The sequence below is a fragment of the Mycobacterium sp. PSTR-4-N genome (assembly GCF_022348085.1).
In the GTDB taxonomy this organism is placed as follows: domain Bacteria; phylum Actinomycetota; class Actinomycetes; order Mycobacteriales; family Mycobacteriaceae; genus Mycobacterium.
Genome location: NZ_JAKRFN010000030.1, coordinates 44,272 through 61,025 on the forward strand (window position 1 = coordinate 44,272; position 16,754 = coordinate 61,025).

At 69.8% G+C, this 16,754-nt stretch carries 17 protein-coding genes and 1 rRNA gene; all 18 read right to left on the bottom strand.

Annotated features, from left to right (window positions below; genetic code table 11):
• Position 1: 1 nt before the first annotated feature.
• The 18 genes from der to rrf all read right to left on the bottom strand — a co-directional run bounded on the left by der (position 2) and on the right by rrf (position 16,747).
• Positions 2–1,411 carry a ribosome biogenesis GTPase Der gene (der, locus tag MHN84_RS27205; protein ID WP_241207588.1) on the bottom strand — a complete coding sequence of 470 codons (1,410 nt, stop codon included), beginning with the start codon at positions 1,409–1,411 and terminating at the stop codon, positions 2–4.
• Positions 1,408–2,094, bottom strand: coding sequence for a (d)CMP kinase (gene cmk / locus MHN84_RS27210; RefSeq protein WP_241207589.1), 687 nt, complete (start codon positions 2,092–2,094; stop codon positions 1,408–1,410). The genes der and cmk overlap by 4 nt, the downstream gene beginning before the upstream one ends.
• Positions 2,091–2,834 carry a pseudouridine synthase gene (locus MHN84_RS27215; RefSeq protein ID WP_241207590.1) on the bottom strand — a complete coding sequence of 248 codons (744 nt, stop codon included), beginning with the start codon at positions 2,832–2,834 and terminating at the stop codon, positions 2,091–2,093. The genes cmk and MHN84_RS27215 overlap by 4 nt, the downstream gene beginning before the upstream one ends.
• 2 nt (positions 2,835–2,836) lie before the next feature.
• A complete protein-coding gene (gene scpB, locus MHN84_RS27220) occupies positions 2,837–3,544 on the bottom strand; it encodes an SMC-Scp complex subunit ScpB (RefSeq protein WP_241207591.1) in 708 nt (235 codons plus the stop codon).
• A 16-nt stretch (positions 3,545–3,560) separates the two neighbouring features.
• Positions 3,561–4,352 carry a segregation/condensation protein A gene (locus tag MHN84_RS27225; RefSeq protein ID WP_241207592.1) on the bottom strand — a complete coding sequence of 264 codons (792 nt, stop codon included), beginning with the start codon at positions 4,350–4,352 and terminating at the stop codon, positions 3,561–3,563.
• The gene (locus tag MHN84_RS27230; RefSeq protein WP_304654343.1) at positions 4,349–5,257 is read right to left on the bottom strand and encodes a ParA family protein; all 909 of its coding nucleotides are present in this window, start codon (positions 5,255–5,257) and stop codon (positions 4,349–4,351) included. Before MHN84_RS27230 ends, MHN84_RS27225 begins: the two co-directional genes overlap by 4 nt.
• A gap of 93 nt (positions 5,258–5,350) precedes the next feature.
• Positions 5,351–6,310, bottom strand: a complete 960-nt coding sequence (gene xerD / locus MHN84_RS27235) for a site-specific tyrosine recombinase XerD (RefSeq protein ID WP_241207593.1) — start codon at positions 6,308–6,310, stop codon at positions 5,351–5,353.
• Positions 6,307–6,939, bottom strand: a complete 633-nt coding sequence (locus tag MHN84_RS27240; RefSeq protein ID WP_241207594.1) for an NUDIX domain-containing protein — start codon at positions 6,937–6,939, stop codon at positions 6,307–6,309. Before MHN84_RS27240 ends, xerD begins: the two co-directional genes overlap by 4 nt.
• Positions 6,932–8,692, bottom strand: coding sequence for a CTP synthase (locus tag MHN84_RS27245; protein ID WP_241207607.1), 1,761 nt, complete (start codon positions 8,690–8,692; stop codon positions 6,932–6,934). Before MHN84_RS27245 ends, MHN84_RS27240 begins: the two co-directional genes overlap by 8 nt.
• A gap of 73 nt (positions 8,693–8,765) precedes the next feature.
• Positions 8,766–9,707 (bottom strand): copper transporter, encoded by a 942-nt coding sequence (locus tag MHN84_RS27250; protein WP_241207595.1) that lies wholly within the window; start codon positions 9,705–9,707, stop codon positions 8,766–8,768.
• Positions 9,708–9,717: 10 nt separating this feature from the next.
• Positions 9,718–10,902, bottom strand: a complete 1,185-nt coding sequence (gene steA / locus MHN84_RS27255) for a putative cytokinetic ring protein SteA (protein WP_241207596.1) — start codon at positions 10,900–10,902, stop codon at positions 9,718–9,720.
• Positions 10,903–10,993: 91 nt separating this feature from the next.
• The gene (gene recN / locus MHN84_RS27260; protein ID WP_241207608.1) at positions 10,994–12,769 is read right to left on the bottom strand and encodes a DNA repair protein RecN; all 1,776 of its coding nucleotides are present in this window, start codon (positions 12,767–12,769) and stop codon (positions 10,994–10,996) included.
• Positions 12,769–13,686 (bottom strand): NAD kinase, encoded by a 918-nt coding sequence (locus tag MHN84_RS27265; protein ID WP_241207597.1) that lies wholly within the window; start codon positions 13,684–13,686, stop codon positions 12,769–12,771. The genes recN and MHN84_RS27265 overlap by 1 nt, the downstream gene beginning before the upstream one ends.
• Positions 13,683–14,492 (bottom strand): TlyA family RNA methyltransferase, encoded by an 810-nt coding sequence (locus MHN84_RS27270; RefSeq protein WP_241207598.1) that lies wholly within the window; start codon positions 14,490–14,492, stop codon positions 13,683–13,685. Before MHN84_RS27270 ends, MHN84_RS27265 begins: the two co-directional genes overlap by 4 nt.
• A 5-nt stretch (positions 14,493–14,497) precedes the next feature.
• The gene (locus MHN84_RS27275) at positions 14,498–14,653 is read right to left on the bottom strand and encodes a hypothetical protein (protein WP_241207599.1); all 156 of its coding nucleotides are present in this window, start codon (positions 14,651–14,653) and stop codon (positions 14,498–14,500) included.
• A gap of 13 nt (positions 14,654–14,666) precedes the next feature.
• Positions 14,667–15,680: an HAD-IIA family hydrolase gene (locus tag MHN84_RS27280; protein ID WP_241207600.1), complete on the bottom strand. Its 1,014-nt coding sequence runs from the start codon at positions 15,678–15,680 to the stop codon at positions 14,667–14,669.
• A gap of 1 nt (position 15,681) precedes the next feature.
• On the bottom strand, positions 15,682–16,506 hold the full coding sequence (locus MHN84_RS27285; RefSeq protein ID WP_241207601.1) for a tetratricopeptide repeat protein: 825 nt from the start codon (positions 16,504–16,506) through the stop codon (positions 15,682–15,684).
• Between the two features lie 128 nt (positions 16,507–16,634).
• Positions 16,635–16,747 (bottom strand): 5S ribosomal RNA (rrf, locus tag MHN84_RS27290).
• Between the last annotated feature and the right edge of the window lie 7 nt (positions 16,748–16,754).

Sequence of the window (16,754 nt, forward strand, 5' to 3'; positions counted from 1 at the left end):
CCTATCGGCGCTTGGGACCCCTCTTTTCACGCACCCGGACGTTGATCCGCACCGGGCTGCCGTCGAAGCCGAACGTCTCACGCAGCCGCCGCTCCAGGAACCGCCGGTACCCGGCCTCCAAGAACCCGCTGGTGAACAGCACGAACGTCGGCGGTCGGGTGGTGGCCTGGGTGGCGAACAGGATGCGCGGCTGCTTGCCGCCGCGCACCGGCGGCGGCGTCGCGGCGACGACCTCTTTGAGGAACGTGTTCAGCTGGCCGGTCGTGATCCGCTTGTCCCACGAGGTCAGCGCGGTTTCCAGTGCCGGCACCAGTTTCTGCACCGCCCGGCCGGTCTTGGCGGAGATGTTGACCCGGGGCGCCCACTGGATCTGCGCCAGCTGCAGGTCGATCTCGCGGTCGAGCAGGTAGCGGCGGTCCTCGTCGACGAGGTCCCATTTGTTGAACGCCAGCACCAGCGCGCGGCCTGCTTCGACCACCATCGACAGCACCCGCTGGTCCTGCTCGGTCAGCGGTTGTGAGGCATCGATGAGCACGATCGCGACCTCGGCGGCGTCGATCGCGCCGTGGGTACGGACCGAGGCGTAGAACTCGTGCCCGCTGGCCTGCCCCACCTTGCGGCGCAGCCCGGCGGTGTCGACGAAGCGCCAGAGCTTGCCGTCCATCTCGATGAGCGAGTCGACGGGATCGACGGTGGTGCCGGCGACGTCGTGCACGACGGACCGTTCGTCACCGGCGAGCCGGTTGAGCAGTGAGGACTTGCCGACGTTCGGTTTGCCGACCAGCGCGACCCGGCGTGGTCCGCCACCACTGCCGCCGACCTCGGAGAGGGCGGGCAGTTCCTCGAGGACCGCGTCGAGCAGATCAGCGACGCCGCGGCCGTGCATCGCGCTGATCGGGTGCGGCTCCCCCAATCCCAGCGACCACAGCGCGGCGGCGTCAGCCTCGCCGCGGTCGTTGTCCACCTTGTTGGCGGCGAGGAACACCGGCTTGCCGGAGCGCTGCAGGATCTTGGCGGCGGCCTCGTCCGCGCTCGTCGCGCCGACGACGGCGTCGACCACGAACACGATCGCGTCGGCGGTGCGCATCGCCACCGAGGCCTGCTCGGCGACCAGCTGCTGCAGGCCTTTCGCGTCGGGCTCCCATCCGCCGGTGTCCTGCACGACGAACCGGCGGCCCGACCAGGACGCGTCGTAGGAGACGCGGTCGCGGGTGACGCCGGGGATGTCCTGAACGACGGCCTCGCGGCGGCCCAGGATGCGGTTCACCAGTGTCGATTTGCCGACGTTGGGCCGGCCGACGACGGCCAGCACCGGTGGCGGCGCCGACGCTTCCTCGACCGCTTCGCTGATCTCGTCGGCGCCGACTTCCCAGTCGCCCTCGTCGAACCAGACGCCGTCTCCTTCACTCATCTGATCGCACCGGCTTTCTGTTCGACCAGTGCGGTCAGATGGCCGATCACCTGGTCTTGGGTCATGTCGCTGGTGTCGACCACCAGCGCGTCGTCGGCAGCGCGCAACGGCGACACCGCCCGGGTGGAGTCGAGATGGTCGCGACGGCGGACATCGGCGAGCACCGCGTCGTAGTCGTCGGGCAGCCCGGATGCGACGTTCTGGTCGTTGCGGCGGCGGGCCCGTTCTTCGGCGGAGGCGGTCAGGAAGATCTTCACGTCGGCGTCGGGCAGCACGACGGTGCCGATGTCTCGGCCCTCGACGACCACGGGCTCGTCACCGTCGGCGAGCTCGCGCTGCAGCGTCACCAGCCGGGCGCGCACCTCAGGGACCGCCGAGACCGCCGACACCGCCTTGGTCACCGCGTCGCCGCGGATCTCGGCCGAGACGTCCTCGCCGGCCAGGAAGGACCGGTCCTCGGCGGGGTCGTGGCCGACGGCCATCGCGGTGTCGCGCACCGCCGCCGTGATCGCCGCCGGGTCGTCGAGGTCGACTCCCTGCCGTAGCGCGGCCAGCGTGACGATGCGGTACATCGCCCCGGTGTCCAGGTAGCGGGCTTTCAGGGCGGTCGCCAATCCCCTTGCTACGGTTGACTTTCCGGTACCTGCCGGACCGTCGATCGCGATCACCACCGACCGGGTCACAGTCCCACCGCCTTGTAGAGGTCGCCGATCTCCTTCTGCGTCAACACCCGGATGCTGCCCGGCCGCTGCTCGCCGAGCGTGACCGCGCCGATGTCGGTGCGGACCAATTCCTGAACCGGGAAGCCGACCTCGGCGAGCAGCCGGCGCACGATGTGCTTGCGGCCCTCGTGCAGCGTGACCTTCACCAAGGATCGGCCCGGCACGGTGTCGACGACGGCGAAGTCGTCCACCCGCACCGGACCGTCGTCCAGCTCGATGCCGCCGCGCAGCTTCTTGCCCAACCCGCGGGGGACGCTGCCCATCACCGTGGCCAGGTAGGTCTTGGGCACCTCGAACGACGGGTGCATGAGCCGGTGGGCGAGCTCACCGTCGTTGGTGAGCAGCAGCAGACCCTCGGTGTCGGCGTCGAGCCGGCCGACGTGGAAAAGGCTCTTGTTACCGCGCACCCGGTGCTCGACGAGGTCTCCGACACAGGGGCGGCCGCGATCGTCGGACATCGTCGAATGCATACCGCGCGGTTTGTTGATCGCCAGGTAGACCCGGTCGTCATCGACGGCGATCCGCGCACCGTCGACCCGGATCGTCGAGTTCTGCGGATCCACGCGGGTACCGAGTTCGGTGACGATGATGCCGTCGACCTCGACCCGGCCGTCGCGAATCATCTTCTCGGCCACCCGCCGGGAGGCGATCCCGGCCTGCGACAACACCTTTTGCAGCCGCACGCCCTCGTCGTCGCTCATCGTCACTCCCGTTCCGCGTCGACGTCGATCGCCGGGTCCGGCTGGGACCCAGCCGATGTCCCGTTGAGTTTCATGAAACGTGGCTCCTCGTCCAGGTTTTCGCTGATGTCGTCGATCACGTCGACGTTCGGCAGCAACGGTGCGATGTCGGGCAGATCGGTCAGCGACGACAAGCCGAGGCGTTCGAGGAACAGCTCGGTGGTGGCGAAGGTGACCGCACCGGAATCGGGATCGGTACCGGCCTCGGTGATGAGCCCGCGCGCCACCAGTGTCCGGATCACCGCGTCGACGTTGACGCCGCGCACCGCACTCACCCGGGCCCGCGTGACCGGCTGCCGATAGGCGACCACCGCCAGGGTCTCCAGTGCGGCGCGTGTCAGCCGCGTCCGAGCGCCGTCGAGCAGCAGCTTCTCCACGTACGGCGCGTAGCGGGCGCGGGTGTACATCCGCCACCCACCGCCGGCTTCGCGCAGATCGATACCGCTGCCCCGGGCGGCGAACCCGTCCGCGAGCAGCTGCAACCGCTCGGCGACCCTGGCCGCGGGGGCGTCCGTGGCCGTCGCGAGCGCGTCGACAGGGACCGGGGTGTCGACCACGAGCAGCAGCGCCTCGAGCACCGCATCGAGCTCGGCATCCTCGAGGTCGGCCTCGACGTGCTCGGCATCGGGCTCGTTGTCCGGCTCGGCGTCCGGCGAAAAGTCTTCTGGCATGTTCTCTAGTCCCGCGCTATTCGGCGTCCGCGGTCGCCAACTGCTCGCTGTTGGGCCGCTCCCCGGTCCAGGAAATCTGGAGCACGCCCAGCGGTTCTGACTGGTCGAATGCTACCGCCCGGGCGCGGAACAGCTCGAGCAGTGCCAGGAAGCGCGCGACGATCTCCATCGGCACCTGGCAGCCGGCGACCAGATCGGAGAAGGACGCCCATTCGCCGATTCCGCGGTCCTCCAGCAGCGACATCAGATTGGCGGCCTGCTCGGGCACCGACACCGGGACCTGGTGGAGGTGATCGAGCCCGACGGTCGGCACCGGGCGGGGGGTGAACGCGGCGGCAGCGATCTCGGCGAATCGGGCCGCATCCACCCCGAGCATCACCTCGGGCAGCAGGTCGGCGAAACGATCCTCCAACGCCACAGCCCGGGGGTAGCTCCGCAGCGCCGCGGACTCCAGTTCGGCGAACATCTCCGCGACGTGCTTGAACGCGCGGTACTGCAGCAGCCGGGCGAAGAGAAGGTCGCGCACCTCCAGCAGCGCCAGGTCGTCCTCGTCGTGCACATCACCGGCCGGCAGCAGCCGGGCCGCTTTCAGATCGAGCAGGGTCGCGGCGACCACCAGGAACGACGTCGTCTCGTCGAGGCCCAAGGTGCTGCCGATCTGTTTGGTGTAGGCGATGAACTCGTCGGTGACCTGGTGCAGCGCCACCTCGGTGACGTCGAGCCGGTGGGCGAAGATCAGCTGCAGCAGCAGGTCGAACGGGCCCTCGAAATTGCTCAGCCGAACCTGGAACCCGGTGGGCTCGCTCACGCGCCGAACCGGTGGATGACCTCGCGCGCCAGCGCCCGGTACGCCTCGGCCCCAGCCGATTTCGGCGCCCACGTGGTGATCGGCTCGCCGGCCACGCTGGTCTCGGGAAAGCGCACGGTGCGGGTGATCACGGTGTCGAACACCAGGTCGCCGAAGCGTTCGACCACCCGGGCCATCACCTCGCGGGAGTTGACGGTGCGCGGGTCGTAGCGGGTGATGAGGATCCCGCTGATGTCGAGCTTGGGATTGAGCCGGTCGTGCACTTTCTCGACGGTGTCGGTGAGCAGTGCCAGACCCCGCAGCGAGAAGTACTCGCATTCGGTCGGGATGACGACGCCGTCGCTGCACGCGAGGCCGTTGACGGTGAGCAGGCCCAGCGAGGGTTGGCAGTCGATCAACACGTAGTCGTAGCGGTCCAGCACCGGGTAGAGCGCCCGCGCCAGCGATTGCTCCCGCCCCACCTCGTTGACGAGCTGGATCTCGGCGGCGGACAGGTCGATGTTGCTGGGCACCAGGTCGAGGCCCGGTACCCGGGTCGTGATCAGCACCTGATCGATCGACACCCGCGGCTCGACGAGCAGGTTGTAGACGGTGTTGTCCAGCTCGTAGTGCGGGACGCCGAGCCCGGCGGACAGCGCACCCTGCGGGTCGAGGTCGACGAGCAGCACCCGGCGGCCGTACTCGGCGAGGGCGGCGCCCAGGTTGATGGTCGACGTGGTCTTGCCGACGCCGCCCTTCTGATTGCACATCGCGATCACGGTGGCCGGGCCGTGTGAGGTGCGCGGCGGCGGTTCGGGGATGTGACGGGGCAGCCGGCCGGTCAGTCCGGGAGTGGGTTCAGGCTCAGGTGCCGGGTCGGGTTCGGGTCCCGCTTCAGGGATGGATGTGCCCGTGTCGTCGGTCATGCCGGACCGTCGCTGGTCAGGCAACCTTCAGGCGTGGCGGACATCGCGACGAGTTTAACGGGAGATGGCGCGCCGGCGAGGCAGACCCGCACGCTAGCGCGCCCTCGGGTGCGCGCCGGCCCACACCTCGCGCAGCGCGTTGACGGTGACCATCGTGTAGATCTGCGTGGTGGTCACCGAGGCGTGGCCGAGAAGCTCCTGCACGACGCGCACGTCGGCGCCGCCGTCGAGGAGGTGGGTGGCGAACGAGTGCCGCAGCACGTGCGGGGACACCGCGGCGGTGATACCCGCACGATCGGCCGCGTCCTGGAGCACCTGCCACGCACTCTGCCGGGACAGCCGGCCGCCCCGGGCATTGAGGAAGATCGCCGGGACTCCCCTGCCGCGACGGGCCAGGTCGGGGCGGGCCCGCACGAGGTAGGCGTCCAGCGCGGCGACGGCGGGCCGGCCGATCGGAATCAGCCGCTGCTTGCCGCCCTTGCCGTGCAGCAGCACCGAGCGCGCCTGCAGATCGATGTCGTCGATGTCGAGGCCGACGGCTTCGGAGATCCGCGCCCCGGTCGAGTACAGCAGTTCCAGCAGTGCTCGGTTACGCAGCGTCAGCGGCCCGTCGGCGTCGCTGTCACCGCCGGCGGCTTCCAACAGCGCCAGCACCTCGTCCAGCGACAGGCTCTTGGGCAGGCGCCGGCTCGGGGTGGGCGGTTTGACCTCGCGGGCCACGTCGAGCGTCGCGATCCCCTCGGCGGCGGCGAAGCGGTGCAGGCCGCGTACCGCGATCAGCGCGCGCGCCGCCGAGACCGCCGACAGCGCGGGCACGCCGTTGTCGGGGTCGCCCTGGCGCAGCGCGACGAGGAAGTCACTGACGTCGGGTTCGGTGGCCTCGGCCAGGTCGGTGACGCCGCGCGAGGACAGGTGCTCGACGTAGCGGCGCAGGTCCCGCCGGTAGGAGCTCAGCGTGTTCGCGGCCGCGCCGCGTTCAATCGCCAGGTGGTCGAGATAGCCCTGGATCTGGACCTCGAGGGTGGAGCCGACAGACGAGAACGTCTGGGTCACGCGTGTCCCTTCCGCCGTGCGAACGCCCGGGGCCTGTCGGTCCAGGGCGCGTCGACGGCGCGGAGCGCATCGATGCCGGGCATCGCGTGCGCGGCCAGGATGCCGGCGACGGAGATCGAGTTGACGATCTCCCCCGAGTACACCTTGGCGACGGCGTCTTCGAGCGCGACACGCTCGACGACGAGGTCGGCTTCTTCGTGTTCAGCCTCCGGGCGGCCCACCTCACGCAGCCCAGTTGCCAGGAACACCCGCACGCTCTCGTCGCTGAACCCGGCCGCGGTGTCGAGGTCGACCAGCGTGTGCCAGGTCTCGGCGGCCAGTCCGGCCTCTTCTTCGAGTTCCCGCGCCGCGGACACGTGCGGCGGTTCACCGCTCATGTCGAGCAGGCCCGCGGGCAGCTCCCACAGCCGGCGGCCGAACGGGTGCCGGTACTGGTAGACGAGCGTGACGCGCCTGTCCTCGTCGAGGGCGACCACGGCGACCGCGCCGTAGTGCTCGACGATCTCGCGGCGCGCCGTCGCTCCGCCCGGCATCCGCACCTCGTCGGCACGCAGCGCGAAGATGTTGCCGACGTAGAGGGTCTCCGACGAGGCCACCGAGAAGTCGTGGTTGCCGGTCCCGTCAGCCACGGGCGGGCGCGTCTTCCAGAGAATGCTTGGCGCCGTTGGTTTCCCGCTCGGGAGCCTCCGGAATCTCGGGAATGTCGACGGGGAGTCGTTCGGCGTTCTTGTAATCGAGGGACGCACCGACGAACGCGACGAACAGCGGGTGCGGCCGGGTCGGCCGGCTCTTGAGCTCCGGGTGGGCCTGGGTGCCGACCAGGAACGGGTGCACCTCGGGGTCGTATTCGACGAACTCCACCAGGTGTCCATCGGGCGAGGTGCCCGAGAACCGCAGCCCGCCCTCGGCGATCTGCGCGCGGTAGGCGTTGTTGACCTCGTAGCGGTGGCGGTGCCGCTCGGACACCTCGGTCGACTGATACGCCTGCGCGACAATCGAATTCGGGGTCAGAACGGCCGGATAGGCGCCCAGCCGCATGGTGCCGCCGAGGTCCGCTTCGCCGGCGACGATCTCCTTCTGGTCGGCCATCGTCGAGATCACCGGGTCCGGTGTGTCGGGATCGAACTCGGCCGAGCTGGCCTCGGTCAGCCCGACCGACCGCGCCGCCTCGATCACGATGCACTGCAGTCCCAGGCACAGGCCGAGCACCGGCAGGCCGCGGCGGCGGGCGTAGCGGATGGCGCCGATCTTGCCCTCGATCCCGCGGATGCCGAACCCGCCGGGGATCAGCACGCCGTCGACGTCGGCCAGCGCGCTGGCCGCCCCGGTGTCGGTCTCGCAGTCGTCGGAGGCCACCCAGCGCATCTCCACCCGGGCGTGGTGGGCGAATCCGCCCGCGCGCAGCGCCTCGGCGACCGACAGGTAGGCGTCGGAGAGATCGATGTACTTGCCCACCAGCGCGATCCGCACGGTCTCACGCGGCTCGTGCACGCGGCGCAGCAGATCGTTCCACTGCGTCCAGTCGACGTCGCGGAACGGCAAGTTCAGCCGGCGCACCACATAGGCGTCCAGTTCCTCGCGGTGCAACACCTTGGGGATGTCGTAGATCGACGGCGCATCGGGGGTGGAGATGCAGCCGTCGATGTCGACGTCACACATCAGGGCGATCTTGTTCTTCAGCCCTTCCGGCACGTCCCGGTCGCAGCGCAGGATCAGCGCGTCGGGCTGGATGCCGATGCTGCGCAGTGCCGCCACCGAGTGCTGCGTCGGCTTGGTCTTCAGTTCTCCGGAGGGCGCCATGTAGGGGATCAGCGAGCAGTGCAGGAAGAAGCAGTTTTCCCGGCCGACCTCGTGGCGCACCTGCCGCGCGGCTTCCAGGAACGGCAGCGACTCGATGTCGCCGACCGTGCCGCCCACTTCGGTGATCACCACATCGGGGCGGTTCCCGTCGGCGTCGGGCTCGGCCATGGCCAGTACCCGGTTCTTGATCTCGTCGGTGATGTGCGGGATGACCTGCACGGTGTCGCCGAGGTACTCGCCCCGGCGCTCCTTGGCGATCACCGACGAATACACCTGGCCTGTCGTCACATTGGCGTACCCGGTCAGGTTGCGATCCAGGAAGCGCTCGTAGTGGCCGACGTCCAGGTCGGTTTCGGCGCCGTCCTCGGTGACGAACACCTCACCGTGCTGGAACGGGTTCATGGTGCCCGGATCGACGTTGAGGTACGGATCCAGCTTCTGCATCGTGACCTGCAGACCACGCGCGGTGAGGAGTTGACCGAGGCTGGATGCCGTCAACCCCTTGCCGAGAGAGGACACCACCCCACCGGTCACGAAGAGGTGTTTGGTGGCGGTCTGCGGATGCTTGCGCAACGGCTTCATTTGGCCTGGCACGGAACTCCACCCTAACAGCGACTGCGTTGCCGCGTCACTGACACGCGGGCACGCGGCGGCGCTACTGGGGAACGGTGACCGCGCTAGCGCCCTGTCCGGTGCCGTACTGACCGGGTTTGCCGCCTCCGACCAGCGCGCCCAGCGCGAGCACAGTGGTGATCCGGCCGGATTCCCGGTCGACGTCGTCGACGGTGCTGACCGTGCTCGCGAGGGCGTTGTCGGAGCGTACGACGGCGACCGCCGAGGTCCCCGAGGCGGCGCCGTCCCGGCCGGCGAGCACGACGCCCGCGCCGTGCGGGGCGAGTCCGGCGGCGAAGCGGGCCACCGTCGCGCCCTGATTGCCGGCATCGTCGCCGAGACCGCCACCGGTGATGACGACCGCGGTGTCGGCCACACCGATGCGCTCGGTCCCGTAGGTGATGAAACCGGTGTCGCGGAGCGCGGAGAGCACGGTGTCGCGCTGATCGTCGTTGACGGGCGGAGCCTTGGGGTCCTTGGCGGCCAGCAGTGTGATGCCGAGCAGGTCGCCGGCTTGGGAGCCCTGGTCGACGGTCGTGGTGCTCAGCTGGGTGCCGGCGGGCACGATCGGCGAGTTCACGACCGACAGCAGCTTCTCGGCGGCGTTGGCGTCGACGAACTCCTGGGTCAGCGCGATGGTGCCGCTGACCGAACCGCCCGCCGCACTGACGAGGCGAGACACGGCGTCGACGTCGTCGTCGGCGGCATCCGGGGTGCGGAACAGCACCACCGACTTGTCGGCCAGGCTGCCACGCAGGATGCGAGGGGCCATCTGCGCATCGAAGTCGCCTGCGGCACTGAGCTTTTCGTTGAGAGCATTGCGGTCGTTGGTGAGGATGTCGATCTCGGTCTGCATCTGCGCCTTGTCGTCGCGCAGACCCGACAGCACGGTGTTGGACAGCAGCCCGGAACCCAGGGCGATGCCGATGGCGAGCGCCAGGAACACGGCGGCCAGCGAGATGGCGTGCGAACGCAGCGAGATCATGTCGCGAGCCCTAGGAGACCAGACCCTGCACCCACAGCAGGAACTGATTCCACGTGTGGGTGATCCATTCGAGCACGGCGGCATCGGCGCGCGACACCCACAGCGCGGCGATCACCGCGATCAGCATCGCGAGGACGAGTAGCGCGATCGCACCGCCGGAGACACGGCTGCGGTACAGCGTCGCAACGGCTTTGGCGTCGACCAGCTTCTCGCCCACCTTCAGCCGGGTCAGGAAGGTCGACGGATTGCTGCGCTGCCGGGTGCGGTCGAAGAACTCCTCGATGCTTGCGGTGTGGCCGACGGTGACGATCAGCGACGCCCCGTGGTGATCGCACAGCAGCAGCGCGAGATCGGCAGCCGATCCCGCGGCCGGGAACGTCATCGCCCCGACGCCGAGGTCCTGGATGCGCTCCAGACCGGCGGCGTGCCCATCGGCGTCGGCGGGAAGCACCACCTGCGCGCCGCTGCGCAGCGCCTCGGTGCTGATCTTGTCCGGGTCGCCGACGATCAACGCCGGCCGGTAGCCGGCCTTGCGCAGGACGTCGGCGCCGGTGCCGACGCCGACGAGCACCGGCTGGTACTCCTTGATGAACGGTTTGAGCGCCTTGAGGTCGGCGGCGGCGTGGTCCTCCTCGGCGACGACCACGACGTGGCGACGGTTGAGGTCGACGTCGATGTCGGGGATGCCGATGCCGTCGATGAGCAGCGGGCTCTCGCTGCGGATGAACTCGATCGAGTTGCCGGCGAAGGCCTCCAGGTGCGCGACCAGCCCGCCCTTGGCTTCCTGCATCAGCTCGTGGATGTCGGCGTCGGTGCGCTCGGTGCCCAGGATGAGCCGGCGATCACCGGAGTAGACGCCGCCCTCGTTGAGCCGGATCCGTGCACCGTCCTTGACCTTCTTGAACACCTCCGGGCCGGTGTCGTCGACGAGGGTGATGCCGTTGGCGACGAGCACCTCGGGTCCGAGGTTGGGATAGCGCCCCGAGATCGACGACGAGGCGTTCACCACGGCCGCGATGTTGGCCTCCACGAGAGCATCGGCGGTGACGCGGTCGAGGTCTTGGGCGTCGATGACGACGATGTCGCCGGGAGTCACCCGGCGCAGCAGCCGGTCGATGTCGCGGTCCACGCGGGCGGTGCCGGTGATGCCCGGCCGTGAACTGGCGTTTCGGGAGAGCAGCGCTGACATCTTCATGGGGGGATTCTGGCCAGCAACCCCGTGGATCCGTCGGAGGCGCGCCGTAACATCAGCCTCAGAAGTCTCTTCTTTTCACACCAGTCACACGTCAGTCCGGCGCGTCACGCTCCTGCCGCGCCGCGTCGAGCAGCTCCCGCGCGTGCGCACGGCCGCTGTCGGACTCCCCCAGACCGGCCAACATTCTCGCCAGTTCTGCGACCCGGTCGTCTTCGCCGAGGCGCCGCACACCGCTGGTCTTGGCGCGCGTCGAGGTCGCCTCCGTCTGACCCTCGATGACCAGGTGCACGTCGGCATAGGCGGCGACCTGCGGTAGGTGGGTCACGACGATCACCTGGTGGGTGCGGGCCAGGCGGGCCAGCCGGCGCCCGATCTGCACTGCCGCACGCCCGCCGACCCCGGCGTCGACTTCGTCGAAGACCATCGTGGTGCCTTCTGTCGACGCGGCCAGAACCACCTCGAGGGCGAGCATCACGCGCGACAGCTCACCGCCGGACGCGCTCTTGTGCAGCGGCAGGATGTCCGACCCGGAGTGCGCGGCAAACCCGAATTCCACCGCGTCGACACCGTCGCGGCCGGCGTGCACGACGTCACCGGAGCTCAGCGTCAACGGCGCACTGTCGTCGGGGCGGGTCGGCAGCGGGCTGACCGCGATGGTGAACTGCGCGCCGGCCATCGCGAGCCCGCCGAGTTCGGCGGTGACCGCCTTCGCCAATCCCTTGGCGGCCTTCACGCGGGCCTTGGTCACTGTCGCCGCGGCCGAGGCGACCGACCCGGCCAGCTCGTCCACGCGACGCGCGAGCCCGGCCATCGCTTCCTCGGAGACGTCGAGCTGCGCGAGCCGCTCGCGGGAGGTGCGCGCCCACTCCAGCACGCCGTCCACGTCGGGGGCGTACTTGCGGGTCAGCGAACGCAGTTCGGCCTGCCGGGCCAGCTTGGTCTCCAGAGCGCTTGCGTCGCTGGGTAGTTCGGACAGGAAGTGGCCCAGCTCGGCGGCGACGTCGACGACGACCGTCAATGCTCCGTCGAGTTGTGCGGCCAGCGCCTTGAGCGCGGCGTCATCGGTGTGCTCGAGCGCCGAGCGCGCCTGCCCGATCGTGTCGACGGCGGCCACTCCGTCGGCGCCGGGCTCGCTGTCACCGGCGAGCGCTGCGCGCGCCGTCTGCACCGCCTCGCGCAGCGCGTCGAGCTCGGACAGGCGCCGGATGTCGGACACCAACGACTCGTCCTCGCCCGGCTGCGGTGCGACCGCCTCGATCTCGTCGATACCGAACTGCAGCCGGTCCGCCTCCTGGGCCAGTTCCCGGGCGCTGCGGCGCCGCTCCTCGAGGTCGCTGCGCGCGGCCAGCCACTCGTCGCGCACGGTCCGGTAGTGCTGTAGCTGCGAGGTGACGCCGGCATGGCGGTCGAGGGCGGCGCGCTGCTGATCCGGACGCATCAGGCGCAGCTGGTCGTTCTGGCCGTGCAGCGTCAACAGCTCGCCGGTGAACTCGCTCAGCGACTTGGCGGGCACGCTGCGGCCGCCCAGATAGGCCCGCGACGGCCCCTCACGACTCACGGAGCGGGCCGCGATCACACTGCCGTCGTCGTCGCGCTCGGCACCTGAGGAATCGAGGATGTCATCGACGCGGGCGACCGCGTCCGCGCCGATCTCGTCAGTCACGAACCGGCCCTCGACGACCGCCTTGGCCGACCCCGAGCGCACGCGGGCCGGGTCCGCGCGGGCGCCCCCGAGCAGGTGCAGGCCCGTCACGACCATGGTCTTGCCTGCGCCGGTCTCCCCGGTGAGCACGGTCAATCCACCGTCGAATTCCGCGGTCGCGGCGCTGATCGCGCCCAGCGACTCGATCCGAATCTCGGCTAGCACTACTGTCCGCGCCACCCTGTGACTGGCAACCGGAACTTGCGCACCAGCCGGTCGGTGAACGGTGCGCTGTCCAGGCGTACCCACTTCAGCGGCGTGCCGCAGCGGGTCACCTCGAGGCGGCTGCCGGCGGGCAGCACCATTTCCCGACGCCCGTCGCAGAACACCAGCGCGTCGTGTCCGCCTGCCTCGATCTCGATGGCGATCAAGGCATTGGGGCTGGTGACCATCGGCCGGGCGAACAACGCGTGCGCGTTGTTGGGCACCACGATGATCGCCTCCAGGTCGGGCCACAGCACGGGGCCGCCGGCGGAGAACGCGTACGCGGTGGATCCGGTCGGACTCGACACGAGCACGCCGTCGCACCCGAACGCCGACACCGGGCGACCGTCGACTTCGAGGACCACGCCGAGCACGCCCAGCCGTGGGCCCTTCTCCAGGCTGGCCTCGTTGAGCGCCCAGCCGCGGTCGAGCAGCTCTCCGCCCGACCACACGGTGACGTCGAGTGTCATCCGTTCCTCGACGCGGTAGTCGCGGCGCACGATGTGGTCGAGCACCGTGTCGATCGAATCCGCTTCGGCCTCGGCGAGGAAGCCGATCTTGCCGAGGTTCACCCCGAGTACCGGTATCTCGACATTGCGGGCCAGCTCGGCCGCGCGCAGGAACGTGCCGTCGCCGCCGAGCACCAGAACCAGTTCGCACCCCTGGGCGGCACGCTGATCGGCATCGACGACGTCGACGTCGACACCGAGGGCACTCATGTCCGTCGATCGGCGCTGCGGCGAGTCCACCGCTTCGGCAGAGAGCACGCGAAGGGCGATTCCGTTGTCGCCGAACACCTTTGCCACCCGTCGCGCAACGTCGAGGGCGTCGTCCCGTCCGGTGTGCACCACCAGCAGGACGGTGCGTTGGGCTGTCATTGCGGACCTTCCTCGACTGCGCGGCGGATCGCGGTCTCGAGCGCGTCGCCGCTGAGGGCATTCGTCGTGTCGGCACGTAGGTGCAGGAAGTACTCGACGTTGCCGGCCGGGCCCGGTAGCGGGCTCGCCGTGACGGCGACACTGCACCAACCCAGCGTGTGCGCGGTCGCCGCGACCGAGCGCACCGCGTCGATGCGCAGCAGCGGGTCGGAGACCACGCCCCCGGCACCCACCCGGTCCTTGCCGACCTCGAACTGCGGCTTCACCATGGGAACGATATCTGCGGCCGACGACGCGCACGCAGTCAGCGCCGGCAGCACGGTCGCCAGCGAGATGAACGACAGGTCGGCGACGATCAGGTCGACCGGACCGCCGATGGCCTCCGCGGTCAGCTCCCTCACGTTGGTCCGCTCCATCACCGTGACCCGGTCATCGGTGCGCAATGACCACGCGAGCTGCCCGTAACCGACGTCGACCGCCAGGATCTGCTGTGCTCCGCGGGACAGCAGGACCTCGGTGAACCCTCCGGTGGAGGCGCCTGCGTCCAGGCAGCGCCGCCCCTGGACCGCCACTCCGAACGCGTCGAGCGCGCCGATGAGCTTGTGCGCACCGCGAGACACCCAGCTGGGCTCGTCGGCGTGATCGACGGTCAGGTGGGCAGTCGTCGCGATGGCCGTCGCAGGTTTGGCTGCTCGCATACCGTCCACGCTGACGCGGCCCGCGCCGATCAGCTCGGCCGCCTGCTGGCGCGAGCGGGCCAACCCGCGTCGAACCAGCTCGGCGTCCACACGAGCGCGCCGCGTCACGCGGATCAGCCCTTCTCGACCGATTCCAGCGCGCGCACCAGCAGGTCGTGCGCCTCCTCCAGGCGGGCGGCGACGGAATCCAGATCAGCGTCGGTGGGCTCGGTCGGTTCTCCGAGGAGTTCGGCGACCTGGGTACGGATCTGGTCGGGTTCGGTACTCATCTCGGCTGCCACGCTAGTCGATGGCGGGGCCGAGCAGCGACCACCGCTGCGCCGCCTCGCGGGCCGCGTCGTCGGCCGCGACGATCGCGGTCCGGCCGGGCTCGTCGGCTGCCTGCCACACCGCCGCCGCGATCGCGCGGACGATGGACAGGTCATCGCCGGGCTCCTCGCCGGTGGACGCCACGGTGATGCGCTCGCCGTAGTCGACGCGCCATGCGGGATGCGGGCCGACCCGTAGGAGGTCGGCGTCGTCGTTGAGGGCACGCAGATCCTCGGCGATCATGTCCGGCCGCTGATCGGCCACCGCGAAAATCGCATCGGCGGCGTCGTTGACCCCGCACAACACCATCAGACTGGGCAGGCCCGCGGCGCGGGCGCCCTCGATGTCGGTGTCGAGCCGGTCGCCGACCACCAGCGGCGCCTCGAAGTCACCGCGCGCCAACGCGTCTGCCATCAGCGCGGGCGCGGGCTTGCCGGCCACCTGGGGCTGCTGATCGGTGGCCGTGCGCAGCGCGGCGACCATCGAGCCGTTGCCGGGCAGCAGACCCCGCTCCGAGGGCAGCGTCTTGTCGACGTTGGCGGCCACCCACAGCGCACCGGCCCGCACGGCCAGTGCCGCCTCGGCCAGATCTGACCACGCGGTCTGCTGTGAGTGCCCTTGCACGACGGCGACGGGCTCGTCGGAGAACTGACGCACCGGCTGCAGACCGACCGTCCGGATCTCGTCGGCGAGTGAGTCGGTGCCGACGATCAGCACTTTCGACTGATCAGGTAGCTGCTCGGCCAGCATCCGCGCGGCCGACTGGGCGCTGGTCACGACATCGTCGGGGGTCGCGGTGAAGCCGAGTTCACGCAGATGGTCGGCGACCTGGGCGGCGCTGCGCGAGGCATTGTTGGTCACGAACAGCAGCCGGGCATCGATCGCGACCAGGGTGTCGACCGCGCCGGGCGTCGGCTCGTGTCCGCGGAAGACCGTTCCGTCCAGGTCGAGCAGAAAGCAGTCGTGGAGGTGCGCAAGCGTTTTCACGTCAGGACAGTTCCGTGATCCGCTCTTCGGCGTCGGTGACACCGTCGACGTCGGCAGCCGCGGACTTGAGGAACCACTGCAATGCCTCGTCACGACGATCGAGGGCCAGCAGCGTGTCGGCGTAGACGTAGAACAGCCGGGCGGCCGTCTCACCGGTGCGCCCCGAATCCAGTGGAGGCGTGGACAGTACGGCGAGCGCCTGTTCGTGTTGGCCGAGGTCCGAGCGGGCGCCTGCGACGACGATGCGCAGTTCGTCCGCGTCGTCGCCGGTGAGCTGGCCGGCCTCGGGGCTGCGGGCGAGTTCGATGGCGCGTTCGGGGCGTCCGACGCCCCGCTCGCAGTCGGCGATCATCGCGAGAAGTGGTGAGCGACTGCCCATTCGGCGGGCGGCCCTGAGCTCGGAGAGCGCCTGCGCCCAATCGCCGCAGGCGTAGGCAGCGATGCCGACGGCTTCCCGCACGGCCGCGATGCGGCCCGAGCGTGCCCGCGCCGCTCTGGCGTGGGCCAGTGCCGCCTCGGGATCCTCGTCGAGCAGTTCGCCGGCCGCCACCAGGTGGCGGGCGACGGCATCAGCGGTGGCCCTGTCGAGGGTGGTCAATTCGCCGCGGATTTCGGGAGAGAGCTGTTTGGCCTCGATCTCTGCAGGAATGGGCGGTCCGGTGAATTTCGTCTCGTCCTGCGATCTGGGTTGTGCAGGACGTGCGCGATGCGGACCCGAGCTGCGCGGCGCCGAGCGCTGATCGCGGCGCGGGGCCTGCCTGTTGCCGGCAGGACCGCCGCGCTGGGGCCGGCGGTCACCGCGGCCGGCCTTATTGTCTTCGGGCACCACAAAAGGATACGGGCACAATCGGGGACACCACAATTGCGCAAATATGTAGACGAATTATGCGCACCGAATAATGCGGAGAAATAGGAAATCGCCCCCCACGAAAGTGGGGGGCGATTCCAATGTGTGTTCGGCGGTGTCCTACTTTTCCACCCGTGTGGGTAGTATCATCGGCGCTGGTAGGCTTAGCTTCCGGGTTCGGGATGGGTCCGGGCGTTTCCCTGCCGCTATGGCCGCCGTAACTCTAT